Annotated in this window: 21 protein-coding genes and 1 pseudogene; 7 read left to right on the top strand and 15 right to left on the bottom strand. The window is 72.4% G+C overall.

Annotated elements, in window-relative coordinates; all coding sequences use genetic code 11:
* The first annotated feature begins 60 nt into the window (after positions 1-60).
* A complete protein-coding gene (locus J3P44_RS24185) occupies positions 61-1,398 on the top strand; it encodes a zinc-dependent metalloprotease (RefSeq protein WP_255893076.1) in 1,338 nt (445 codons plus the stop codon).
* The gene (locus J3P44_RS24180; RefSeq protein ID WP_255893075.1) at positions 1,395-1,940 is read left to right on the top strand and encodes an NUDIX hydrolase; all 546 of its coding nucleotides are present in this window, start codon (positions 1,395-1,397) and stop codon (positions 1,938-1,940) included. Before J3P44_RS24185 ends, J3P44_RS24180 begins: the two co-directional genes overlap by 4 nt.
* A gap of 4 nt (positions 1,941-1,944) precedes the next feature.
* Here J3P44_RS24180 and J3P44_RS24175 read toward each other — a convergent pair whose 3' ends face one another.
* The 4 genes from J3P44_RS24175 to J3P44_RS24160 all read right to left on the bottom strand — a co-directional run bounded on the left by J3P44_RS24175 (position 1,945) and on the right by J3P44_RS24160 (position 5,191).
* Positions 1,945-2,397, bottom strand: a complete 453-nt coding sequence (locus tag J3P44_RS24175) for a hypothetical protein (protein WP_255893074.1) — start codon at positions 2,395-2,397, stop codon at positions 1,945-1,947.
* A 93-nt stretch (positions 2,398-2,490) separates the two neighbouring features.
* The gene (locus J3P44_RS24170) at positions 2,491-3,063 is read right to left on the bottom strand and encodes a M48 metallopeptidase family protein (protein ID WP_255893073.1); all 573 of its coding nucleotides are present in this window, start codon (positions 3,061-3,063) and stop codon (positions 2,491-2,493) included.
* A 50-nt stretch (positions 3,064-3,113) separates the two neighbouring features.
* On the bottom strand, positions 3,114-4,163 hold the full coding sequence (locus J3P44_RS24165; protein WP_255893072.1) for a PHP domain-containing protein: 1,050 nt from the start codon (positions 4,161-4,163) through the stop codon (positions 3,114-3,116).
* Between the two features lie 233 nt (positions 4,164-4,396).
* A complete protein-coding gene (locus J3P44_RS24160) occupies positions 4,397-5,191 on the bottom strand; it encodes an enoyl-CoA hydratase/isomerase family protein (protein WP_255893071.1) in 795 nt (264 codons plus the stop codon).
* A gap of 192 nt (positions 5,192-5,383) precedes the next feature.
* Between J3P44_RS24160 and J3P44_RS24155 the strand changes: the two genes are divergently transcribed.
* Together J3P44_RS24155 and J3P44_RS24150 are read left to right on the top strand one after the other, a co-directional pair.
* A complete protein-coding gene (locus J3P44_RS24155) occupies positions 5,384-5,542 on the top strand; it encodes a DUF5679 domain-containing protein (protein WP_165356914.1) in 159 nt (52 codons plus the stop codon).
* A 122-nt stretch (positions 5,543-5,664) separates the two neighbouring features.
* Positions 5,665-6,168 carry a hypothetical protein gene (locus J3P44_RS24150; RefSeq protein WP_255893070.1) on the top strand — a complete coding sequence of 168 codons (504 nt, stop codon included), beginning with the start codon at positions 5,665-5,667 and terminating at the stop codon, positions 6,166-6,168.
* A 31-nt stretch (positions 6,169-6,199) separates the two neighbouring features.
* On the opposite strand, the gene J3P44_RS24145 is transcribed toward J3P44_RS24150, so the two are convergent.
* The 5 genes and pseudogenes from J3P44_RS24145 to J3P44_RS24125 all read right to left on the bottom strand — a co-directional run bounded on the left by J3P44_RS24145 (position 6,200) and on the right by J3P44_RS24125 (position 9,699).
* The gene (locus J3P44_RS24145) at positions 6,200-6,367 is read right to left on the bottom strand and encodes a hypothetical protein (RefSeq protein WP_255893069.1); all 168 of its coding nucleotides are present in this window, start codon (positions 6,365-6,367) and stop codon (positions 6,200-6,202) included.
* A gap of 118 nt (positions 6,368-6,485) precedes the next feature.
* A pseudogene (locus J3P44_RS24140) lies at positions 6,486-6,683 on the bottom strand (putative WhiB-interacting protein); the annotation flags it as partial.
* 48 nt (positions 6,684-6,731) lie between these two features.
* On the bottom strand, positions 6,732-7,121 hold the full coding sequence (locus tag J3P44_RS24135) for a WhiB family transcriptional regulator (RefSeq protein WP_255893067.1): 390 nt from the start codon (positions 7,119-7,121) through the stop codon (positions 6,732-6,734).
* A gap of 109 nt (positions 7,122-7,230) precedes the next feature.
* Positions 7,231-7,416 carry a hypothetical protein gene (locus J3P44_RS24130; protein ID WP_255893066.1) on the bottom strand — a complete coding sequence of 62 codons (186 nt, stop codon included), beginning with the start codon at positions 7,414-7,416 and terminating at the stop codon, positions 7,231-7,233.
* A gap of 174 nt (positions 7,417-7,590) precedes the next feature.
* Positions 7,591-9,699, bottom strand: coding sequence for an ATP-dependent DNA helicase UvrD2 (locus J3P44_RS24125; protein WP_255893065.1), 2,109 nt, complete (start codon positions 9,697-9,699; stop codon positions 7,591-7,593).
* Between the two features lie 42 nt (positions 9,700-9,741).
* On the opposite strand from J3P44_RS24125, the gene J3P44_RS24120 reads away from it, so the two are divergent.
* Both J3P44_RS24120 and J3P44_RS24115 read left to right on the top strand, forming a co-directional pair.
* Entirely contained in the window at positions 9,742-9,984 is a 243-nt protein-coding gene (locus J3P44_RS24120; protein ID WP_255893064.1) for a mycoredoxin, read from the top strand.
* A 43-nt stretch (positions 9,985-10,027) separates the two neighbouring features.
* Complete coding sequence (locus tag J3P44_RS24115) at positions 10,028-10,492, top strand: ScoMcrA-related endonuclease (RefSeq protein ID WP_255893063.1); 465 nt, start codon at positions 10,028-10,030, stop codon at positions 10,490-10,492.
* A 17-nt stretch (positions 10,493-10,509) separates the two neighbouring features.
* On the opposite strand, the gene nudC is transcribed toward J3P44_RS24115, so the two are convergent.
* Positions 10,510-11,433: an NAD(+) diphosphatase gene (gene nudC, locus J3P44_RS24110; protein WP_255893062.1), complete on the bottom strand. Its 924-nt coding sequence runs from the start codon at positions 11,431-11,433 to the stop codon at positions 10,510-10,512.
* Positions 11,434-11,499: 66 nt separating this feature from the next.
* Here nudC and deoD point away from each other — a divergent pair, with 66 nt between their 5' ends.
* Positions 11,500-12,231 (top strand): purine-nucleoside phosphorylase, encoded by a 732-nt coding sequence (deoD, locus tag J3P44_RS24105; RefSeq protein ID WP_255893061.1) that lies wholly within the window; start codon positions 11,500-11,502, stop codon positions 12,229-12,231.
* Here deoD and J3P44_RS24100 read toward each other — a convergent pair.
* The 5 genes from J3P44_RS24100 to J3P44_RS24080 form a co-directional block, all read right to left on the bottom strand.
* Entirely contained in the window at positions 12,191-15,463 is a 3,273-nt protein-coding gene (locus J3P44_RS24100; RefSeq protein WP_255893060.1) for an ATP-dependent helicase, read from the bottom strand. The two genes, deoD and J3P44_RS24100, sit on opposite strands and share 41 nt — an antisense overlap.
* Positions 15,460-18,711 (bottom strand): ATP-dependent helicase, encoded by a 3,252-nt coding sequence (locus tag J3P44_RS24095; RefSeq protein ID WP_255893059.1) that lies wholly within the window; start codon positions 18,709-18,711, stop codon positions 15,460-15,462. The genes J3P44_RS24100 and J3P44_RS24095 overlap by 4 nt, the downstream gene beginning before the upstream one ends.
* An 80-nt stretch (positions 18,712-18,791) precedes the next feature.
* The gene (gene bar / locus J3P44_RS24090) at positions 18,792-19,898 is read right to left on the bottom strand and encodes a barbiturase (protein WP_255893058.1); all 1,107 of its coding nucleotides are present in this window, start codon (positions 19,896-19,898) and stop codon (positions 18,792-18,794) included.
* A gap of 51 nt (positions 19,899-19,949) precedes the next feature.
* Complete coding sequence (locus J3P44_RS24085) at positions 19,950-20,897, bottom strand: carbamate kinase (RefSeq protein ID WP_255893057.1); 948 nt, start codon at positions 20,895-20,897, stop codon at positions 19,950-19,952.
* A 97-nt stretch (positions 20,898-20,994) separates the two neighbouring features.
* Positions 20,995-22,317 (bottom strand): lanthionine synthetase LanC family protein, encoded by a 1,323-nt coding sequence (locus J3P44_RS24080; RefSeq protein WP_255893056.1) that lies wholly within the window; start codon positions 22,315-22,317, stop codon positions 20,995-20,997.
* Positions 22,318-22,337 lie beyond the last annotated feature (20 nt).

Genomic DNA, 22,337 nt, shown 5'->3' with positions numbered 1-22,337 from the left:
GAGTCAAAGGTCGGGTCCGCGGGAGGCGCCGGGCTGGGCACGGTGAGTAACGTTGCTCGCATGAGTGACACCCCCGGAGGCCCCGGCTCGTCAGGTCAGGACCCCGACGACAGCAACCCCTTCAAGGGCACGCCCTTCGAACAGATCTTCTCCCAGATCGGCGGGTTCGGCGCCGGTGGCGGCATGCCCGACCTCAATGCGCTGATGGCGCAGATGCAGTCGCTCTTCGCGCCTCACGACGGGCCCGTCAACTGGGACACGGTGCAGGACCTGGCCCGCCGCGCCGCCGCGCAGGAGCCCGACCCCGCGATCAGTCCCGCCCAGTCGGGCGCGGTCGCGGACGCCGTACGCCTGGCCGACCACTGGCTCGACACCACCACCGAGTTCCCCTCCGGCGTGACGACGACTGCCGCATGGTCGCGCGCGGAGTGGATCGTGGAGACCATCGACGTCTGGAAGGTGCTCGTCGAGCCGATCGCGGGCTCGGCCACCCAGGCCCTGGGGCAGGCGATGCCCGAGGAGATGCGCCAGCTCGCCGGTCCGCTGATCGCGATGCTCGGCAAGGCCAGCGGGGCGATGGTGGCCTCGCAGGTCGGGAGCGGACTGGGTGCCCTCGCGGGTGACGTGCTGAGCGCCTCCGACATCGGGCTCCCCCTGGGGCCGATCGGCAAGGCCGCGCTGCTGCCGACCAATGTGGCGGCGTTCGCCGAGGAGCTGCCGGACGTCACCACGGACGACGTCCTGCTCTACCTCGCCCTGCGCGAGGCCGCGCACCAGCGGCTGTTCGCGGGCGTGCCGTGGCTGCGCGACCACCTGATCAGCGCGGTCGCCGAGTACGGCGCCGGCATGGACTTCGACACCTCCGGCATGGAGGAGAAGATGCGCGACCTCGACCTGGCCAACCCCGCCGCGATGCAGGACGCGCTGTCGGGAGGGCTCTTCGATCCCGAGCCGTCGCCCGCGCAGAAGGCTGCGCTGGAGAAGCTCGAGGTGACGCTCGCGCTGGTGGAGGGCTGGGTGGACGAGGTCGTGAGCCAGGCCACCGCCGACCGGATGCCGGCCGCCGCCAAGCTGCAGGAGACCGTACGCCGTCGCCGTGCCGCCGGCGGGCCGGCCGAGCAGACCTTCGCCACCCTGGTCGGCCTCGAGCTTCGGCCGCGTCGGCTGCGCGATGCCTCGACCCTGTGGGGCTCCCTGCGAACGCGGCAGGGCGCCGAGGCGCGCGACGGCGTGTGGATGTCGCCGCACCTGCTGCCGACCGCTGCCGATCTCGACGACCCGCTGGGCTTCCGTGAGGACTCGACCGCGCCGGGCGAGATGTCGGCCGAGGAGTTCGACGCCGGCCTGCGCGACCTGCTCGACGGTGGCGACGGCACGGACGGCCGGCCCTCCGAGTGACCCTTCGGGACGACGCCCGGACGCTGCTGTCGGGGTGGGCGCCGCCGAGCGCGCGCGACGCCGAGCTGCGGACGAGGTTCCTGGCGCACCTGGACGCCTTCCCGACCGGGATGACCCGGGAGTGCCTTCCCGACCACCTGACCGCGGGAACCATCGTGCTCACCCCGGCGGCCGATGCCGTGCTGCTCAACCACCATCGCAAGGCGGACGGATGGTTCGCCTTCGGCGGTCACTGCGAGCCCGGCGACACCACTGTGGCCGGCGTGGCGCTCCGGGAGGCGCACGAGGAGTCAGGTCTGACCGAGCTCGACTTCGACCCGGTGCCGCTCAACCTCGACGAGCACGCGGTGGAGTTCTGCTCCCCGGGGACGACGGTGCACCACCTGGACGTCCGCTTCCTCGCCACAGCGGAGCGCGACGCCGGCCACCGGGTCAGCGAGGAGTCGCTCGACGTGCGCTGGTGGCCGGTCGACGCGCTGCCGGAGATCTACCCCGACATGCAGCGGCTGATCCGGGACGCCGTGCAGCGGCTGCGGGGCTGAGGCGTCAGATCGTGAAGGACTGCGTGGTGGCGAGGCCGCCACCACCGGGGTCGATCACGACGGTGACCGTGCCGGCACCGTTGTTCCCACGCTCGACGACGAAGCTGGCTGCCAGGTTGGTGTTGCCCGGCAGCTGGTCGGCCGCAGTGAACACCACGGTGCTCGGGCCGGTGACCTGAACCGTCCAACCATCAGGCGCCACTTGGGTGGCCGACACGGCGTTCGGGGCCGTGACCGTGACCTTCAGGGCCGTCGTGGGACCGGTCCCGCTGTTCCTGATCACGGTGTCGACCGCGATCGGCTTCTGGGGTGACCTCACCGTGACGGTGCTGGTCGACAGGTTGCTCGCGGACGTGGCGTACGCCGGCGCAGCGCTCGCGACCGCGATGACCGGTGCGGTCCAGACGAGTGCCCCTGCCTTGAGCAGCTGGCGCCGTTCGGGCTGTGGTGCTGGCATGCCGGTTCCTCAATGCTCGACCGAGAAGGCGTGACCCGAAGGACACACCTCGAGAAAAGGTGGACAGGACACTACCCCGGCGACGCCGAGCCCTCAGGTCAGCTGGCCACCACTGAGGTCCTCGGGGTCGGCCTCCATCCCGGGCGGTGGCTCGAGGCGGGCGGCCGTCGAGTATCCCTCGAGGTAGCCCTTCGCCTTCTCCGCCTTCGGGTAGCGATCCACCCAGGCCCAGAACTCGTCCGTGTGGCCCGGCTCGAGCAGGTGTGCCAGCTCGTGCACCAGGACGTAGTCGACCACCCAGCCAGGCATCTGCTGGAGCCGGTCGCTGAGCCGGATCGTGCGGTCGCCCGGGGTGCAGGAGCCCCAACGGGCGCTCTGGTTGGTCACCCAGCGCACCGAGGCCGGCACGGCGAGGCCACCGAGGTAGAGGTCGTTGAGCTTGGTGGCGCGCGCGACGAGCTCGTCGTCGGAGCGCAGCTTGCGACGCTCCTGGCGCTCGATGCGCGCGACCATGTCGGCGACCCAGGTCGCCTCGTCGCGCTTGCTCATCGTCGCCGGGATGAGCACCACGATCCGCTCACCGTCGCGATAGGCCGAGACCGTGCGCCGGCGTCTGCGCGAGCGACGCACCTCCACCTCGGGCGGGGCCTGGGGCGACGAGCTCATGACTCGAACCTAGCCGCCACCACCCACACCCACCTCGCGGCGCGCGCGGATCAGAGCCGCGCCGCCGCCCACTCCAGCAGCCGGTCGCGTTCCCACGTGTTGACGATCCGGTCGGGGTCGATGCCGGCCTCGGCCGCCCGCGTGCAGCCGTAGTCGAGCATGTCGAGCTGGCCGGGGGCGTGGGCGTCGGAGTCGATGGAGAACAGGCAGCCGAGGTCGCGGGCCAGCTCCAGCAGCGGTGTCGGGGGGTCGCGTCGCTCGGGTCGCGAGTTGATCTCGACGGCCACGCCCTCCTCGACGCACGCCGAGAACACGGCCCTGGCGTCGAACTGGCTCGGCGGTCGGGTGCCGCGGTTGCCCCTGACCAGTCGGCCGGTGCAGTGGCCCAGCACGTTGGTGTACGGGTTGCGGACCGCGCCGATCATCCGGCGTGTCATGGGGGCGGCGTCCATCTTCAGCTTGGAGTGGACCGAGGCGACGCGGACGTCGAGCTGCGCCAGCATCTCGGGGGTCTGGTCCAGCGACCCGTCGTCGAGGATGTCGACCTCGATGCCCTTGAGCAGGGTGAAGGTGTCACCGACGTGCTCGTTGACCGCATCGACGACCTCCAGCTGACGGGCCAATCGGGCGGCACTCAGGCCGTGGGCCACCGTGAGTCGCGGACTGTGGTCGGTGAGCACCAGGTAGTCGTGGCCCAGCTCCATGGCAGTCATCGCCATCTCCTCCAGCGGTGAGCCGCCGTCGGACCAGTCGGAGTGGGAGTGCAGGTCGCCGCGCAACCGCTCCCGGAGGTCGGCGCCACCGTCGGCGAGCGGCCCCGCGGTCCTCTCGAGCGCGAGGAGGCGCTCCGGCACGACGCCACGGCAGGCGTCGGTGATCACGGCCGCGGTGCTGGGCCCGATGCCACTGAGCTGGGTGAGCGTGCCTGCCTCGGCGCGCTGGCGTACCTCGTCCTCGGGCAGCGGCAGGATCGTGCGCGCCGCGTTGCGGAACGCCTCGATACGGCGGGTCTCCTCGCGCTGGCGCTCCATCAGGAAGGCGATCCTGCGCAGTGTCGCGACCGGCCCGCGCACCTCGCCCGACGACGTGGTCTCGCTCAACGTCTCCTCCTCCTCGCCGGCCCCCGACCTGTCGGCCCCCTGGTCCGGCCTGGTCCCGCCTGGTCCCCCCGCACAGTACGACGCGGCGCCGCGTCCGACGCCCACAGGTGTGCAGCACACCCGTTGACCCCAGGCCGGACTGCTCCTAGCGTGTGCCAGGAAGGGCCCCACGGCTCTTCGACGTCAGCAGGGGAAGGCAGGCGTCGAAGGCTGTGGGGCCACTTTCGTCTCGGTCATCTCCCGCGGAACTCCGGGGCCCGCTTCTCGCGGGCCGCGGCGATCCCCTCCTGGAGGTCGGCGGTCGCCAACGTCAGCGGCTGGGCGAGCGCCTCCCACTGCAGGGCCGACTCGAAGTCGGCGTGTCCTCCGTCGGCCAGCGCGATCTTGGTGAGCCGGCTCGCGATCGGCGCGGTGGCCGCGATGCCGGCCGCGGTCGCGAGCACGTCGTCGAGGAACCCGTCCGGCTCCACCACGCGGGAGACCAGGCCCAGGCGCAGCGCCTCGTCGGCCTCCACGACGCGGCCGGTGAGGAGCAGGTCGCGCGCGTGCGCGGGCCCGACCACGTTGGGCAGGAGCCACGTGCCGGCCATGCCGGCATGCATGCCGAGCTTGTTGAACGGCATGCCCAGCCTGGCGCCGGCGGCGGCGTACCGGATGTCGCAGGCGAGCGCGAGGCACAGACCAGCACCGATGGCGTGGCCGTTGACGGCTGCGATGGTCGGCACCTCGAGCCGGCGGATCGAGAGCCACGCCCGGTAGAACGGCAGCATGCGGGTGCGGAGCTGGTCCACGCTCGCGTCGGGCTCGCTCGCGATCCACGAGGTGTTGCCCCCCGAGCAGAACGCGCTGCCCTCCCCCGTGACGACGACGGCCCGGAGGGACGTGTCGGCAGCCAGCTCGTCGATCGCCGCGACCCAGGACGAGGTCATCTCGTCGCTCATCGCGTTGCGCATGCCGGGGTTGTCGAGGGTCAGCAGGGCGACCCCTTCCGAGGGGCGCTCGAGGCGCAGGTGGGTGAGGTCAGCCATGGGGTGAGGGTACTGATCTGGCAGCACAGCCGATCAGCCGGTTTCACGCTCAGCGCGTGTGGTGCGTGAGCGTGAGCCACGCGTGGCGTAGGGTCGTCCGCGGAGCGCTGGCAACCGCCTGTGCTCCCCGGCGGGCTTCCCCCACGACAACCCCGTCGCGACGACCAAGAAGGAACAAGCAAGGAGGCCGTCATGGCGGAGACCTGGAGCGGTGAGTTCTACTGCGTCAAGTGCAAGGAGAAGCGCGAGGCGGAGGGCGAGATCAGGGTCAACGACAAGGGCACCAAGATGGCCAAGGGCGTCTGCCCGGTCTGTGGCACCAACCTGAACCGCATTCTCGGCAAGGCGTGAGCCCCAGCCATTGAGCTGACAGCGGCGGCGTCACCTGCGGGTGGCGCCGCTGCTCGCATTTCCCCGCATTGCCCTGTGGAGGGCGCGCCGCGGCCCCACGCCGCGTGGCACCGTCATGCCGCATGAGGGACCAGACGTACGAGCTCGCGCTGCGCGCCCAGCTCGACTGTCCCGAGGCGTGGCGCGCGCCCGTGCTCGCGGCTCTCGGCGCCGCCGGGGTCGAGGTCGACCCGCATGCTCCCGTGGGCATCAGCGTCGCGCCGGGCCGTCTCGTCTCGGCCACAGTCGACGACTGGAGCGTCTCCTCGCTCCCCCACCTCCTGGTCGGCGTCCGGCCGTACGCCGTCGAGGTGGGGCCGTGGGCCGCGCCCGGCGTCGGGCCGTGTGCGCGGTGCGTGGCAGCCGCGGTGCTCGACGAGGGCCACCTGGCGCGGTCCGGACGGCCGCCCCGACCGCTGCTGTCCCTGGCCGCCGGAGCAGCGGCCCGAGACCTGGGTGCCTGGGCCCGCGGCGAGACCCCGCACTCGTGGCTCACGTCGTGGCTCTTCGACCACGACCCGGTCCCCCGGTCCCGTCGGTGGCAGCGGCACCCCTACTGCGGCTGCGCCTGGTTCGACACCGCCTGAGCACGGGCCCGGGAGCGCGTCGGCAGGGCGCTCACCACCACTCGCTGTCGAGCTTGCTCTCCATGGCCCGCAGGTGGGTGCGCGAGCAGGTGTCGCAGAACGCCCGCTGCCGTCCGTTCTCGACCGCGACCGTCCAGGTCAAGGTCTCGCCCTCGGGCGCCTGCGTGCCGCAGAAGTCGCACGTGACGATGTCGCTCACGCCGTCGAGGCTACTCCTGCGAAATCGCCACGAGCCGGTACGTCGCCTCCGTGACGACGTACCGGCTCGTGGTCTTGCTCACCCGCGATCAGGGCGAGAGCCCCGTGGATCAGACTCGTCAGATCGCGCGGGCGAGGGCGAGACGCGCCTGCTGCGCGGCCAGCTCGGCCTTGCGGCTCATCCGACGGGCCATGGCCAGGTGGTGGCCGCGTCGCAGTGCTTGCGCCTCTCCCAGGCGCGCGGTCATTTGCGCGCGTGCGAGTTCTTCATGCATGAGATTCATGTCGTTGCGTCCGTTTCGGTAGGTCTTCATGGAGGTTGTGTTCCTGTAGTTCCTTGGAGGAGATGAGTTACGCGGTGGCGCCTACGCGGCGGCCCCGTCCTCGTTCTGTCCGGCATGTACGGCGGTCTGCTCGGACTTGCGGGGCCGGCCTCGCGGCCGCTTGCGCGGGATCACCACGCCCTGGAGGAAGAGCTCGCCTCCCCAGACGCCCCACGGCTCACGCCGCTCGAGGGCTCCGTCGAGGCACATCGCCCGCACCGGGCAGTCCGTGCACAGGGCCTTGGCGTGCTCCACGTCCGCGGGGGACTCGGCAAACCACAGCTCTGCGTCGAAGACGCGGCAGGGCAGCAGCTCCTCATCCACTCCGGCGGCTGCGTCGTGCAGGGCTCCCAGGGGTGCCTGGGGCTCCACCTGGACGTTGCTCTGGTTCCTCACGTCGACAGCAGTGCGAACGAGTTCACTGATGGTCATGTTTTTCACCTCCTACTCGTTGACCTGATCGCGGGTATGGACAAACAGAAAGGCCGCGGATCCCGGTGTGGGTTCCGCGGCCTGGAGGCTGCCGATGAGAGGTGTAGACCTAGCTCGACGGACTCCAGGCGGGAGAACCGGGGAAATCGCCCTTGATGCGAACGATGGCGGCGGCGTCGCCCTGGACAGCCACCACGCCAGCGCCGAGGACGCGCGAGTGCGCGCAGGGGCGGCCGAGGGTGGGCATGCCGAAGGACGGCGTCCAAGCCGTCATCGTCTTCGTGTAGATCTCCATTGCGGGCCACCTCCTTCGGGGCATCGAGCGCGGATCGTTGTCAGCGATCCCGTTGCGCGTGGGTTGTTGTGAGCAGAACGCTAAGGCCTGACCAACGTCAGGGGCAAACCATTTTATGGGTATTACGTGATTTTCTTGCGGGATTCATCCTGAAGGCGCACGCGGACGCTCAGATCATGCTTCTTTCGGCACTCGCAGCGGTCCAGACCTCTCGGCGACGAGGGCGAGCACCTCGGCGCCGTACTTGGTGAGCTTGCTGGGGCCCACCCCACTGATCGCGCGCAGTCCCGGCTCGTCTGCCGGCGCGTGCTCGGCGATCAGCTGGAGGGTCGCATCGGTGAAGATCACGAAGGCGGGCACGCTGTCCTGCGCGGCCCGCGCCAGGCGCCACTCCCGCAGCCGCTCGAAGAGAGCCTCGTCGTAGGACGCCGGGCAGTCGGCGCACCTGCCGGTCTTCTTCTCGCGCGCGTTGGACAGCGGGCGACTGCACTCGCGGCAGTGCAGGGCTGCGCGGTTGCGCTTGCTGCGCTCACGCCGCTGCCCCGACACACCGGGTACGCCGTCGAGCAGCGGCGCCAGGAACGGGGAGCTCCCCCGGTTGGGGCGGCCGCCGGGCTCTCGCGCGCTCGCCCACGAGACCGTGAGCTCGTCGCGGGCGCGGGTCATCGCGACGTAGAGCAGCCGCCGTTCCTCCTCGATCTGCGCGGGGGTGCGCGCCTGGGAGATCGGCATCATCTTCTCGTGCATGCCGGCCACGAAGACGGCGTCCCACTCCAGGCCCTTGGCCGAGTGGATGGTGGCGAGCGTGACCGCGTCGGCGACGGGGGCATGCTGCTCGCCCTGCCGCCGGTCCAGGTCGTCGACGAAGTCGCCGAGGCCGGCCTCGGGATGCTCGCGGGCGAAGTCTGCCGCGAGGTCCACCAGCGCCTGGAGCGACTCCCATCGGTTGCGGACCTCTCCCCTCCCCTCGGGAGGCTGCGTCGAGTGGCCCATCTGGGACAGCACCGCCACCACCGCGTCGGCGACCGGACCCGTCGCCTCGCCGCCGCGTGCCGCACCACGAACGAGGGTGATCGCCTGCCGCACCTCGGCGCGGTCGAAGAACCTGGCCGCGCCGCGTACGACGTAGGGGATGCCGCGGGCAGCCAGCGCCTCCTCGAAGCGCTCGGACTGCGCGTTGATCCGCAGCAGCACCGCCATCTTGCTGGCGGGAGTGCCCTGCGCGCGGAGGGCCGCCAGCCGGTCGGCGACGGCGTCGGCCTCGGCCACCTCGTCGGTGGCCTCGCGGAAGCTGATCTTGTCGCCCGACGGACGCTGGGCGACGAGGTCGACGCCCTTGCTGGGCGTGCCGGTCAGGAGCCGGTTGGCACCCGCGACGACCTCGGGGGTCGAGCGGTAGTTGCGGACCAGCTCCACGCTCGTGGCCGATGGGAAGCGCTGGGTGAACTCGCGGAGGTAACGGGCGTCGGCCCCGGCGAAGGAGTAGATCGTCTGGGCCGGGTCACCGACGACGCAGAGCTCGTCGCGACCGCCGAGCCAGAGGTCGAGGAGCGCGCTCTGGAGGGGGGAGACGTCCTGGAACTCGTCGACGACGAACCACTTGTACTGCCGGCGCACCTGGGCGGCCACGGCCTCGTTGTCGGCCAGCAGGCCGGCTGCGAACAGCAGCACGTCCTCCATGTCCATGCGTCCCTGGCCGCGCTTGACCTCCTCGTAGGCGTCGAAGGCGCGGGCGACGACCTCCGGCTCGAGGCCCGAGACGGTGCGGCCCCGGGAGCGGGCGAGGGCGGGATAGGTGTCGGGGCCGACGTTGGACACCTTGGCCCACTCGATCTCGCTGGCCAGGTCGCGCAGGGTCGCCTGGTCGACGCCGAGCCGCTGGCGCCGCGCGGCGAGCGCGAGCATGCCGAGCTTGGACTCGGTCAGCTCAGGGAGGTCGCGCTGGTGGACCCGCGGCCAGAAGAACCTCAGCTGGCGCAGCGCCGCGGAGTGGAACGTCCGGGCCTGGACGCCCGGGGAGCCCAGCGACCGCAGCCGCTCGCGCATCTCCCCCGCTGCGCGGGTCGTGAACGACAGCGCCAGCACCTCGGTCGGCGCGTAGACCCCCGTCGCCACACCGTGGGCGATCCGGTGGGTGACGGCGCGCGTCTTGCCCGTGCCTGCCCCTGCGAGCACCCGGACCGGACCTCGCAGCGCCTCGGCGACCTGTCGCTGCTCGGGATCGAGCGCTTCGAGCAAAGGAACATCTCCTGCGAGGTCGTGGTTGAAGTGGGTGTTCGTCACCACCTTTCCTCAGCCTAGACGCCGAAGGGGACACTCCCTCCCATGAGCTTCACGATGTTCACCACGCCCTGGTGTGGCTACTGCCACCGCCTCAAGAGCCAGCTCGACCGCGAGGGCATCGAGTTCTCGATCGTCGACATCGAGCAGCAGCCCGACGCCGCGTTCACCGTGGAGCAGGCCAACGGTGGCAACCAGACCGTGCCCACGCTGCTCTTCGCCGATGGGACGACCCTGACCAACCCCTCGGTGGCGCAGGTGAAGGCGAAGCTCGTGGCGGTTTCGTGAGCCTGGCCTGAGCGCCGCAACGGCTCGGGGTTAGCCTTCTGTCGTGTCCCTGCTGAACTCGATCGACCGTGACCACGTCCTCACCGCGATAGAGACCTGGGACGCGGCGGGCGGGGCCAACTACATGCTCGTGCGTGGAGGTGTCTCCACCCACGTCCTCCTGCACCTCGGACGCGAGTACGACGCTGCCGCGATCGCCGGCATCGCGCACGGCCTGGCCACGGGTCGCACCCTGACCCCCGCCGACATCCCCGGAGGTTCGGCAGGCGCCAGCAAGGCCCTGACGCGTCTCGGCTTCGAGATCCGTGACGAGACCCCGCCGGCCGAGCGCGTGCCCGGAACGCGGCCGAGCACGCGGTCGAGCACGTCCCGCACGCGTCCGGCCGCTGGCCGCAACACCGGGACGCCCCGCCCGACTCGAGTCGCCGCGAGCGACAAGCCCGACACCCTCTGCCCGCGCTGCTTCATCGCGGTCCCCGCGACCGGCATCTGCGACAACTGCGACTGACCGCGTGGGGGCAGTCCTCAGCCCCAGCCCGGCCCGTCGAGGGGACGCCCGAACCAGCTCTCGATGAGCGACGAGGAGATCGAGACGCCCCGCGGCACGACCAGCTCCCCAGACCTGGCGGCGGCCTCGAACTCCGCGCGGGTCCACCACCGTGCCTCCTCGATCTCGGCTCCGTCCACGTCGATGCCGGTGGTGACGGCGCGCCCGGTGAAGCCCAGCATCAGGCTGGACGGCAGCGGCCACGGCTGGCTCCCGAAGTAGCTGACCTCCGCCACCCGGACGCCGACCTCCTCGTCGACCTCACGGCGTACGGCGTCCTCGAGCGTCTCCCCCGGCTCGCAGAACCCGGCCAGGGTCGACCAGCGTCCCGGAGGCCACGCGCCGTTGCGGCCCAGCAGGATGGCCTCGTCATCGCCTTCCCCGATCGTGATCGCCATGATCACCGCCGGGTCGGTGCGCGGGAACTGTGCCCGGTCGCACCGCGTGCAGCGCAGCTCGTGACCCGCCGCGCGGCTCTCCAGGGTGCCCCCGCAGCGCGGGCAGAACCGGGTGGCGTGGTGCCACTCCGCCAGGCCGATGGCGTGGAAGAGCAACGGCGCCTGGTCGGGCGCGGACTCGGCGAGGAAGGGCAGGACGTTCCTCAGCGGCACCCACTCGTCCGGGCTGCCCGGCGCGTCCTCCGCGGCGAGGACCACGGCCAGGTGGACCACCCCGGCCTGGTCTCCCAGCAGGATCCGCCGCCCCTGCGGGGCGGCCTCCGGTGCGACCCACTCGACGGCTCCGTCGACCGGCCGGAGCCGGTTGCCGGCGACGACGAGCACCCGCGTGGCCGGGTCGGCCCACCGCTCGTCGAGCCACGCGTCGTCGGTGCGCTGGAGGCCCAGCCGGTTGTGGGCGTGAGCGGAGAGCGCGACGTGCGGGAGGGGACGTTCTGAGGCCACACCGTCAGGCTAGCGGCGGCCCTACGGCACTCAGGCGCCGGTGCTCGTGGCCCTAGGCTGGGCGCCGTGAGCACCCATATCGCCGCCCAGCCCGGCGACATCGCCCCCACCGTCCTGCTCCCCGGCGACCCGCTGCGGGCGAAGTGGATCGCGGAGACCTTCCTCGACGACGCCCGGTGCTACAGCGAGGTCCGCGGGATGTACGGCTTCACCGGCACGTGGAACGGCCACCCGGTCTCCGTCCAGGGCTCGGGGATGGGCCAGCCGTCGATGTCGATCTACGTCAACGAGCTGTTCACGGACTACGACGTCGCCTCGATCGTGCGCGTCGGCTCGTGCGGAGCGGTCACGGCGGACGTGGGCGTGCGCGACGTCATCATCGCGTCCGGTGCGTGCACCGACTCCTCGATGAACCGGATCGCCTTCCACGGCATCGACTACGCCCCCGTGGCCGACTTCGGCCTGCTGCGCGGGGCCGTCGAGGCGGCCGAGACACGCGAGGGTGGCTCGCCCTTCCACGTCGGCCTGATCTTCTCCAGCGACTCGTTCTACCCGGCCCGGCCCGAGCTCCTGGGCGAGATGGTGAAGTACGGCGTGCTGGCGGTCGAGATGGAGGCGAGCGCGCTCTACACGCTCGCCGCGAAGCACGGGCGCAAGGCTCTCGCGATCTGCACGGTCTCCGACCACATCGTGACCGGAGAGGAGACCACCTCGCTGGAGCGTGAGCAGACCTTCGGCGAGATGGTCGACATCGCGCTCACGGCCGCGCTGGCCCGGCCTGTCGGGGCGCCGCGCTGAGGATCTCCTCCAGTCCTTCCCGGTCGGGAAGATCGTCCAGCTCGACCGTGCGACCCGACCGGACGTAGTGGAAGGCGGCTCGCACTCGCGCCAGGGGCGTGCCGGTGAGCTCCGACCAGGCCAGCCGGTAGAGGGCGAGCTGGAGCGGGTCGGCGGTCTCGTGCCGGCTTGTCTTCCAGTCCACGACGAGGTAGCCGCCTCCCGACTCGTCGGGCTCGGCGTAGACCGCGTCGATGCGGCCGCGCACCACCTGGCCGGCGAGGACCAGTGCGAAGGGCGCCTCGACCGCGTGGGGGGCTCGGTCACCGAACGGCCCGTCCTCGAAACGCTTGACCACCTCACCGAGGTCGGCCTCGTCGTCGATGCCCGCGTCGGCCCGCCCCGGCAGCTCGTCGGGCTCGATCAGGGCCTGCTGGCCGAACCGGTCCTCGACCCACGCGTGGAAGGCAGTGCCGAACCGTGCGGCCGGCGCCGGAGGCCGCGGCATCGGACGCGCCAGCTCGCGGGCGAAGCCCTCCGGGTCGTCGCGCAGCCGGGCCACCGACGTGGCGGACAGGCTGCTCGGGAGCGGCAGGTCCACCGACGTGGCGCGCTCGGCCCGGGCCTCGGTGAGCAGCTGGGCCAGCTCGTCGTCCCACTCCGCCACCCGGGCCGCCTCGACGACGTCGAGGCCCTCGTCGGGTGCGGTGGGGTCGACGGTGCGCACGAGCTCGGCGGCGGCGAGCCGGCGCCGTGCCTCCTCACCCGGTCCCGGCACCGGCCAGGGACGCGAGGCATCGACGTCGTCGTTGGGGTTGGGTGCCTTGCCCGTCGGCTTCTCCAGCCAGCGCTCCGCCGGCTGGCCCCACTCCTCTAGCTGGTCGCGCACCACTCGTTGGTAGGCGGAGGGGCCGAACGCCGTCGCGCGCTGGCCCCAGACGTAGGACGTCACCGCAAGGTGGTGGGCGGCGCGCGTGAAGGCGACGTAGCCCAGCCGCAGCTCCTCCTCCGCGTCGTGGGCGCGGGTGGCGGCGCGGTAGGCGTCGAGGGCGGCCTTGTCGTGTCCGGCCAGCTGCGGCTGGTCGACCCGGTCGCCGCGCAGCGGGGCAGGCAGCACCGCAGGCGAGGACGTCCACAGGGTGCGCGACCGGTTGCTGGGGAAGCGGCTCTCCCCCACGCCCACGCAGAAGACCGACGACCACTCCAGGCCCTTGGCGCGGTGGACCGTGAGCAGCTTGACCGAGTCGGCGGCGGTCGGGGTGGCGACGTCGAGGCCGTTGCCCTGGTCGTCCTCCGCGGTGAGGTAGGCCAGCAGGGCAGGAAGCGTCACGTCGCCGTCGACCGACTGGAACTCCGCCACGGCCTTGACGAACAGATCGAGGTTGTCGCGGCGCGCGGCGGCCGCAGGTGAGGTCGCCGACGCGAGCTCGACGTCGACCCCGGTCGTGTCGATGATGCGCCGGACCACGTCGAGGAGCGGGTCCCCCACGTGGGCGCGCAGCCGCCGCAGCTCGGCGGCCAGGAGGGCGCAGCGCTCGAGGGCCTCCGGCGAGTAGGCCGCGTCGCCGGGCGACTCCACGGCGTCGCTCAGCGCGGGCAGCTCGGCGGCGTCGATGCCGTCGGCGATCTGCAGGAGCTGGTCGGCGATGGACGCGGCCTCCTTGCGTCCGCGGACGCCGGTGATCTCGGCGGCCCGCAGGGCCAGGAGCCTCAGGTCGCGCGGTCCGAGCGCCCAGCGCGGCCCGGTGAGCAGGGTGAGCATCGAGGCGTTGGCGGTGACGTCGTGGAGGAGGGTCAGGGTGGCGACCACCTCGGCCACCTCGGGAAGGCGGATCAGGCCCGAGAGACCGACGATCTCGACCGGGATCCCGGCCGACGTGAGGGCGTCGTAGACCTCCTCCGCCTGCGCGTTGTCGCGGCTCAGCACGCCCACCTCGGACCAGTCGGTGCCGGCGTCGTGGACCTGCTGGACCGCCCCGGCCAGCCAGGCCAGCTCGTCGACGGCGCGCTCGTGGACGTGGGCCTCGACGTGTCCCTCGCCCGCGATGTCGGCGGCGCGGAGCCGGGCGACCTTGTCGCCGTAGGCCGCGAGCAGCGGCTCGGCGAGCCGGTTGGCGACGTCGAGGATGCGGCGGTCGGAGCGGCGGTTGACCGTCAGCGGCAGGCGACCCGGCTCGCCGTCGGAGGCGGGGAACGTGTCGGCGAAGTTGAGGATGTTGGACACCGAGGCACCGCGCCAGCCGTAGATCGCCTGGTTGGGGTCACCGACCGCCATGACCGGGTGGCCCAGGCCGTGGTCGGGGTCGGGTCCGGAGAAGAGCCGGGACAGCATGGTCGCCTGGGCGACGGACGTGTCCTGGTATTCGTCGAGCAGCACGACCTTGAAGCGCGCCCGCTCGAGCTCGCCCACCTCCGGCTGGTCGTCCACGAGCCGGGCGGCCAGCGCGATCTGGTCGCCGAAGTCCATCAACCCGAGGTCGGCCTTGAGCCGACGGTAGCCACTGACCAGCTGGAGCAGCTCGGCACGCCGGTCGATCGCGTGGATCGCCTTCGCGGGCGGCTCGAGGTAGGTCTTGCGGGCCTTGCCCGCCTGCTCCTCCTCGATCGCGCGCTCGAAGCCGCGGCGCGCCTCGGCGTCGAAGCGGCGGACGTCGTCCTCGTCGACGAGGTGCTCGCTCATCGACCCGTCGAGGGCGAGGAGGTTCTGGATGGCGGTGGCCGGGTGATCGGTCAGCAGCTCGATGTGGCCCGTGAAGCGCTCGATGACGCGCGCGCCGAGCTGGTAGCGGGAGGCATCGGAGACCACGCGGGTGTCGGGCTCGTGGCCGATGCGCAGGCCATGGTCGGTCAGCAACGTCGCGGCATAGGCGTGGTAGGTCGCGACCGTGGGCTCGAGCACGTCCTCGCCCTCCGCGACGACCGAGCGGTCGAGCAGCCCGGCCGCACCGAGCGCCGCGGTGACCCGGTGGCGCAGCTCGGCCGCGGCCTTGGTCGTGAAGGTCAGGCCGAGCACCTCCTCGGGGCGGACCTTCCCGGTCGCCACCAGCCACACGACGCGCTGCGCCATGAGGGTGGTCTTGCCACTGCCGGCCCCCGCCACCACGACCGTGGGGCGCAGCGGTGAGGTGATCGCCGCCCATTGCTCGTCGCTGGGGGCGTGACCGCCCATCAGCGCGGCGAGGTCCGCGGGCGTGTCGATCCGGATCGGCTGGACCTGCTGGGTCTGCTCGGTCTGCTCGGTCTGCTCGGTCACTGGACGGTCACGCTCCCCGCGCCCCTGGCCGGGCAGATGGCGACGAACGTGCAGTCGCGGCAGTGCGGTCCCGAGGTGGCCGGGAAGGTCTCGTCACGCACCAGCGCCGCCGCGCGGGCCAGTCCGGCGCGCAGCACGGCACGTTCGGGACCGTCGTCGGCGTGCGCCGGCTGGCCCTGCACCCTGGCGTCCGCGGAGTCGTCGTCGATGCCCAGCTGGACGAGCTCGGCACCACCCGAGCTGACCGACCGGCCGGCCGCGTCGTCGAGGGCCCCGGCGTCGACGGCGTACTGGTAGAGCGCGAGCTGGAGGTTGGCCGCGACGGCCGGGCCGGACGGCGGGGTGCGGGCGCTCTTGAAGTCCACGACCACCACCCGCCCGGCGTCGTCGATCTCGAGCCGGTCGGCGAACCCGGTCAGCAGGACGGGGACGCCGTCGACGTCGACGACGCTCTGGAAGCGCTGCTCGGCGCCGAGGACCTCGCGGGGGTTGTCGAGGTGCCACTGCACGAACCGGGCCACCGCCTTGCGGATCCGGGCGAGCTCGCGCTGGCGGGACCACGGCGTGCGGAAGGCCAGCCGGTCCCAGATCGCCTCCACCTCCGCCATCAGCGGCTCGACCTCGGCGGGGAGGTCACCGCCGGCGACGCGCTCGGCGAGGGCGTGCAGGACCTGGCCCAGGTTGGCCGACTGGTGCACGGCGGAGACGCCGCCGGCCTCGCGCTCGAGGAACCACTGCGCCGGGCAGACGAGGATCGACTCGAGCATGCTGGCCGAGATCGGGACCGGCCGCTCCGGGGCGCGGATCGGCTCGACGGACCGGGTGGCGCTGCGGGTGCCCCACCACGTGGAGGGGTCGGCGGAGGGCACCAGCTGGCGGCCGTCCACCTCCTCGGCCGCGAGGGCTGCGAGCCGACGGGCCGCCGCCTCCCGCATCGGCGTCGAGACCTCGGGGTCCGCGGCGGTGCGGCGCAGCTCGGCCACCAGACCCCCGAGCGACAGCGGGCGAGGCGGCCGGCCGTCCTGGTGCTCGATCGTGACGCCGAGCTCCTCGAGGAACCGCGACGGCTGCTCCCCGTCGTCCTCGGGCGAGCGCACCGCGCTCACCACCAGCCGGCGGCGGGCACGGGTGCAGGCGACGTAGAACAGGCGGCGCTCCTCCATCAGGAGGGCGCGGGTGGTGACGGGTGGGACGAGGTCGGGGTGGCCGGAGCCGTCGACGCCGATCCGGTCGGCGCCCAGCAGCGTCGCTCGCCGGCGCAGGTCGGGCCAGCCCTCCTGCTGGACGTGCGCGACGACGACGAGGTCCCACTCGAGCCCCTTGGAGCGGTGGGCGGTGAGCAGCCGGACCGCCGCGCCCCGTACGCCCCGCTCGGCGAGGGTGTCGGCCGGCAGCTGCTGGGCGACGAGGCTGGCGAAGAACGCGGCGACACCGACGTGATCGCGCTGGTCGACCGCCCGGGAGGCGAGCTCGAAGAGCGCGACGATGGCGTCGAGGTCGCGGTGGGCGCGCCGGGCACCCGCTCCCCCCTGGTCGACCTGGCGGCGCAGCCGCTGCGGCCAGGACGTGGTCGACCACAGGTGCCACAGGACGTCCTCGACCCCGGCCCGGTCGGCCAGCATCCGCGCCCCTTCGCGCAGCAGGGCCGCCAGGGCACCGGCCCGCTCGACGTCGGGACCCTCGAGCCCGTCGAGGAAGCCCGGCTCGACCACGGAGAGCCGCAGCAGCTCACGGGACGTGCGACGGGCACTCGCCTCCGGCTGCTCCTTCTCCCGGATGCGCAGGCGGCGGACGAGGGCACGCAGGTCGGACGCGTCGAGGCCCCCGAGCGGCGACAGGAGCAACGACTCGATCCGGCCCGGGTCGAGGAAGTCGGGCGAGTCGGGGTCGTCGTTGTCGAGGTTGACCACGGCGCGCAGCGCGTCGAGGAGGGGAAGGACGGCGGGGTCGCGCACCAGCGGCAGGTCGTCGGAGGCCACCTCGACCGGGACTCCCGCGGCGGCCAGCGCCCGGCGCAGGGGCGGGATGCTGGTGCGGCCGGAGCGCACCAGCACGGCCATCCGGTCCCACGCGATGCCGTCCTCGAGGTGCGCCCTGCGCAGCAGGTCGGCCAGCCGCTCGGCCTCGGCGCGCTCGGTGTCGTAGGTGACGACCTCCACGCGGCCGTCCCCGTGCGGCCCCGGCACCGCCTCCGGGGAGAGGAACTCCTCGCGTGCCTCCGCGGCGATGGAGCCGGTCAGCGTGAGCCGGCCCGCGACGCGGCCTGCGGCCAGCATCAGGCGCGGACCGAACCGACGGGTGCGCCGCAGCACCACGGTCGGGGCCGGCCGCCCGTCAGCGGTCGGGAAGCTCGTGGGGAAGTCGAGGATGCCGCGGACGTCGGCACCGCGGAAGCCGTAGATGGACTGGTGGGGGTCACCGACCACCGTCAGGTTGCGCCCGTCGCCGGCCAGGGCTCGCAGGAGGGCCACCTGGCCCGGGTCGGTGTCCTGGTACTCGTCCACGAACACGTGGGTCCAGCGGGCACGCAGCTCGTCGCGGTGGGCCTCGGCCTCGATCACCGCGCGGCGGATCAGGTCGGAGTAGTCGGTGGCGCCGAGGTTGTCGAGGATCGTGAGGTACTGCTCCATGAAGAGGCCGGCCGACACGAGCTCCGGCAGGTCGTGCTCCAGACCGAGGCTGCGCAGGCCCGCCGGGTCGAGTCCCTTCTCGCGTGCCCGTGCCAGCACCGCCTGCACCTCGCGGACGAACCCGAAGGTGCCCACCGCGCGGCGCAGCTGGTCGGGCCACACCACGGACTCGGGGTTGTCGTCGAGCAGCTCGCGCAGCACCACGTCGGCCTCCGGTGCCGACAGCAGGCGGATCGCGCCTTCGTAGAGCTCGGCGGGGGCGTACTTCCTCACCAGCGCGTAGGCGAACGAGTGGAACGTCGAGCAGGACCCGGCGGACGTGGTGCGACCCACGCGCGCGGTGACGCGGTCGCGCAGCTGCTCGGCAGCCTTGCGGGAGAAGGTGAGCGCCAGGACGGAGTCGGGCGAGGCGCCCCGGTGCTCGACCCGATCCACGATCGCCTCGACCAGCGTCGTGGTCTTGCCCGTCCCCGGACCCGCCAGCACGAGCAGCGGCCCACCCTCGTGGTCGACCACGCGCTGCTGGTGCTCGTCGAGCTCCGGCACGACGACCTGGCGGTCGGGTCGGACCAGCCGGTAGCGCACGGCTGCCGGCTGGAGGGCGGACGGGTTGCTCACGCACGACACCCCATCACGACGGACCGACAGTGTCCCGCCGGGCCCGCCGGACGGCGTACGTGTGTCGGCCCGTGATCGGGTCAGCCGAGGTCGACGATGGCCGCGACGGGGCCGCCGCCCTCCGGTCCCTGGTGGGCCGCGGAGACCGAGACGAAGACCGCCGGGTCGCCGGTGACGGCCGCCGTGACGCCACCGACGCACGCCTTGATCTGGCGGTGCCAGTGCACGTCGGAGTCGTCGAGCATCGCGTTGCGCCGACCGCGGACCGTGCCGTCCTGGCTGGCTTCGCACTTGAGAAAGACGTTGACCAGCCTGCCGTCGAGGTCGCTGGTGCGAGGGCGCTCCGGCAGGTCGAGCCCGGCCGAGCGGATGGCCTCCCAGATGCCGTCGGCGTCCAGTGCGTCCTTCATCACCGAGTGGCCGATGCGGTAGCGACCGCCGACCCCCGTGGCGTTGCCGACGACGACGATCTGCGCCTGGTCGAGCTCGACGCCCGACGAGCAGGAGGCCACCGAGGAGTAGAGCTCGCGGTTGTGCATCACGTCGGCGTCGGTGGGCATGTCGATCTCGCCGAGCGCGACGGCGATGCCCAGGCCGGTGGCGCCGTTGGAGAGGTCCATCGACTCGTGGGTGTGCTCGGTCCACACGGCCTTGCCGCGCGACTTGGCGTCGCGGATGGTGTGGATGGTCAGCAGCGGGGTCTTGGTCTGGACGTAGTGCACGTCTGCGGGATCGGTGATCCCGGCCCGCTCCATGGCGACCTTCACGCCGGCGGCGACCTTCTCGATCATCGCGGTGTAGCCGATCTCCTCGGGCAGGAGCGGCTCGCTCATCGCGAAGCCGGCGGTCAGGCGGAGCTCGTCGCGCGAGGGGTCGTCCTCGGGGACGTCTGTCGTCGCGAAGATGGTGGCGTGGGGGCTGATGACGCCGTCGGTGCCGCCCGACCACACGATCGGGACGCCCTTGACCTGCTCGGGGTCGGCCCCCTTGGCGACCAGCGCCTCGCGGAACGCGCGGTCGGCGATGATCCGGGTGTAGTCGTTCACGCCGCCGTTGCCCTCGGTCTTGCCGATGATCGCGAACACGCGGTCGGCCGCGATCACCCCGTCGTCGATCAGCTTCGTGAGCTCGGAGGCGTCGGCGACCGAGTGGATCGGCACCTTGCGGACTTCAATGGCGCTGGGCATGTTCAGCAGTTTCCTTTCGGGAGGGGTTTCGAGGCTCGCTTCGTTCGCACCTCAACCACCGGAGGGGGTGGGTACGACGACGGTGCCGGCGTCGCCGGCGACTGCGGCGGTGATCTGGTCGAGGCTGGTGATCACGCCGACGCGGCCGGTGGCCTCGACGAAGCGGCACACCGCGTCCACCTTCGGTCCCATCGAGCCGGAGGCGAACTCCCCGTCCTCGGCGTGCGCGCGCATCTCCGCGACGCTCACGCGCCCGAGCGGCTGGGCGTCCGGCTCGCCGTAGCGGATGACGGCGTTCGGTACGTCGGTGGCGATGACGAGCACGTCGGCCTCGGTCGTCTCGGCGAGGAGGGCCGCACCGAGGTCCTTGTCGATGACCGCCTCGACACCCGCGAGCGACCCGTCGGGACGGCGTACGTGCGGGATGCCGCCGCCACCGTTGGCGATGACGACGAAGCCGGCCCCGATCAGTGCGAGGACGGCGGGGGCGTCGATGATCTCGAGAGGCTCAGGCGAGGCGACGACTCGCCGCCAGCCCTTCTCGCCGCGGTCCTCCCACCTCTCGCCGTGGCTGATCAGCACCTCGGCCTCGGCCTCGGACAGGTGCCGTCCGATCGGCTTGGTGGGGGTCGTGAAGCCGTCGTCGTCCGCGTCCACCAGCGTGCGGGTGACGACCGCGGCACTGCGCCGGTCGATCCCGCGGACCGCCAGCTCGCTGTCGAGGGCGTCCATGAGGACGAAGCCGAGCGTGGCCTGGGTCTGGGCGCCGCACCAGTCCAGCGGGACCGGGGGTACGACGCCCGCGGCCAGCTCGTTCTTGACGAGGAGGTTGCCGACCTGGGGGCCGTTGCCGTGGGTGATGACGACCTCGTGGTCGTGCTCGAGCAGGCCGGCGACCGCTGCCATCGCCACCTGGGCCGCCGCGATCTGGTCCTCGGGGCGCGCCCGCCCGTCGGCGTTCGTCATGGCGTTTCCGCCGAGCGCGAGCAGGACCCTCATGCGCTCGACCCTAGTGTCGCCCCACACCCTCCCCCACGGCACTTTCGGCCAACAACGCGCCACTTCGCTGGCAAGTATTGCTCCTGCTCCCTGACACTCAGTGCAGGTTCCACCAGGTGTCGAGGCGGGCCACGGCAGGGGCCGTACGCCCCTCTCGCAGCACGCGGGCGAGCCGCATCAGGTAGGCCGCGATGCCCGCCGCCCCCTGCATCCAACCCACTCCCGGCGGGAGCAGCGGCTCCGCGTTGCGGTGCTCGGTGAACCGCCAGCACGCCCGATCCCGGTCGACCACAGCACGTTCGACCAACGCGCCCCCCAGCACCTGGGCGAAGGCGAGGTCGTCCTCGACACCGTGCCGCTGCCAGGCATCGAGGAACACGTCGCCGACCCCGGCGGTGCCGCAGCAGCGCCCGTCGTTGTCCCAGAACCCGGGGTGCAGGCGGGCGGGGACCCCGGACGTACGGATGCTGTGGAGGCAGCGACGCTGCCACTGGGCCGGGGTCTCCCCCGCGACGTCGTCGACGCCCGCCAGCTCCAGGGCGGTGAAGAGCAAGGACGTGCCGGTGGGGCCGTGGCACCACGTGTAGGTGACCTCGTCCCTGTCCGGTGCGGACGGGATCGTGTGCGGCACGACGAACCCGCCGGCACCGGTGTCGCCGAGGGTGACGAGGTGCTCGGCGCCGCTGCGGGCTGCCTCGACGAGGTCTGGACGCCCGAGCCCGTGTCCGGCGATCGCGAGCGCGGCGGCGATGCCGGCCAGCCCGTGCGACCAGTTCGGCATCTCCCGCTGCCGCTCGACCGGTACGTCCTCCATGAAGCGCCTCGGCACGAAGCGCCAGTTGGTGCCGGACTCCGTCGGCTCCCCCTCGGCCAGCAGGATGTCCGCGGTGCGGTCCGCCAGCGCGGCCGCTCCGTGTACGCCGTGCCGGTGGGCCCACACGGCACCCAGCAGGTTGCCGGCCGTGCCGAGCGTCGCGTCGCTGATCCGGCTGTGCGGCGCGAAGGGCGGCACGCTGAGGAAGGGCTGCTCCCAGCCGTCCGCGGTCGCGAGCTCGGCGAGCCGCGTGATCGCGTCCTCCACGCCCTCCGACTCGAGGGCGGTGAGGACCCCGATGTCGCTGACGAGGCCGTCGAAGTAGGTGTAGGTCGTCGCGGTGCAGAGGCCGCGCCGCACGTGCTCGGCGATGGCGTCCGCGAGCGCCACCTCCTCGTCGGTCCAGGGCCGCGAGTGACGGATCTCCGCCAGCACGTGGGCGAGCCCGCCGATCCCGCTGTGCATGTTGTCCCGGTCGTCCGGCGGCCCGCCGTCGTACGGCACCGACTCGGGGATCCACGGCCCGTCGTCCCACCGGACCTGGTCGAGCACCCACCGCCAGGCGGCCTCCCCGAGTGCGGCGTACGTCGTCCCGGGCTCGGTCACGGACCGATCATGGCATCCCT

The sequence above is a fragment of the Nocardioides astragali genome (genome assembly GCF_024436375.1).
In the GTDB taxonomy this organism is placed as follows: domain Bacteria; phylum Actinomycetota; class Actinomycetes; order Propionibacteriales; family Nocardioidaceae; genus Nocardioides; species Nocardioides astragali.
The sequence above is the reverse complement of the archived record's forward strand: the minus strand, read 5'-3'. Positions and strand labels throughout refer to the sequence as shown.

Bases quoted from the DNA above. Each gene is read 5' to 3' on its own strand.
- J3P44_RS24185 (WP_255893076.1), top strand. From the start codon at position 61: ATGAGTGACACCCCCGGAGGCCCCGGCTCGTCAGGTCAGGACCCCGAC.
- J3P44_RS24175 (WP_255893074.1), bottom strand. From the start codon at position 2,397: ATGCCAGCACCACAGCCCGAACGGCGCCAGCTGCTCAAGGCAGGGGCA.
- J3P44_RS24170 (WP_255893073.1), bottom strand. From the start codon at position 3,063: ATGAGCTCGTCGCCCCAGGCCCCGCCCGAGGTGGAGGTGCGTCGCTCG.
- J3P44_RS24160 (WP_255893071.1), bottom strand. From the start codon at position 5,191: ATGGCTGACCTCACCCACCTGCGCCTCGAGCGCCCCTCGGAAGGGGTC.
- J3P44_RS24155 (WP_165356914.1), top strand. From the start codon at position 5,384: ATGGCGGAGACCTGGAGCGGTGAGTTCTACTGCGTCAAGTGCAAGGAG.
- J3P44_RS24150 (WP_255893070.1), top strand. From the start codon at position 5,665: ATGAGGGACCAGACGTACGAGCTCGCGCTGCGCGCCCAGCTCGACTGT.
- J3P44_RS24135 (WP_255893067.1), bottom strand. From the start codon at position 7,121: ATGACCATCAGTGAACTCGTTCGCACTGCTGTCGACGTGAGGAACCAG.
- J3P44_RS24130 (WP_255893066.1), bottom strand. From the start codon at position 7,416: ATGGAGATCTACACGAAGACGATGACGGCTTGGACGCCGTCCTTCGGC.
- J3P44_RS24120 (WP_255893064.1), top strand. From the start codon at position 9,742: ATGAGCTTCACGATGTTCACCACGCCCTGGTGTGGCTACTGCCACCGC.
- bar (WP_255893058.1), bottom strand. From the start codon at position 19,898: ATGCCCAGCGCCATTGAAGTCCGCAAGGTGCCGATCCACTCGGTCGCC.
- J3P44_RS24085 (WP_255893057.1), bottom strand. From the start codon at position 20,897: ATGAGGGTCCTGCTCGCGCTCGGCGGAAACGCCATGACGAACGCCGAC.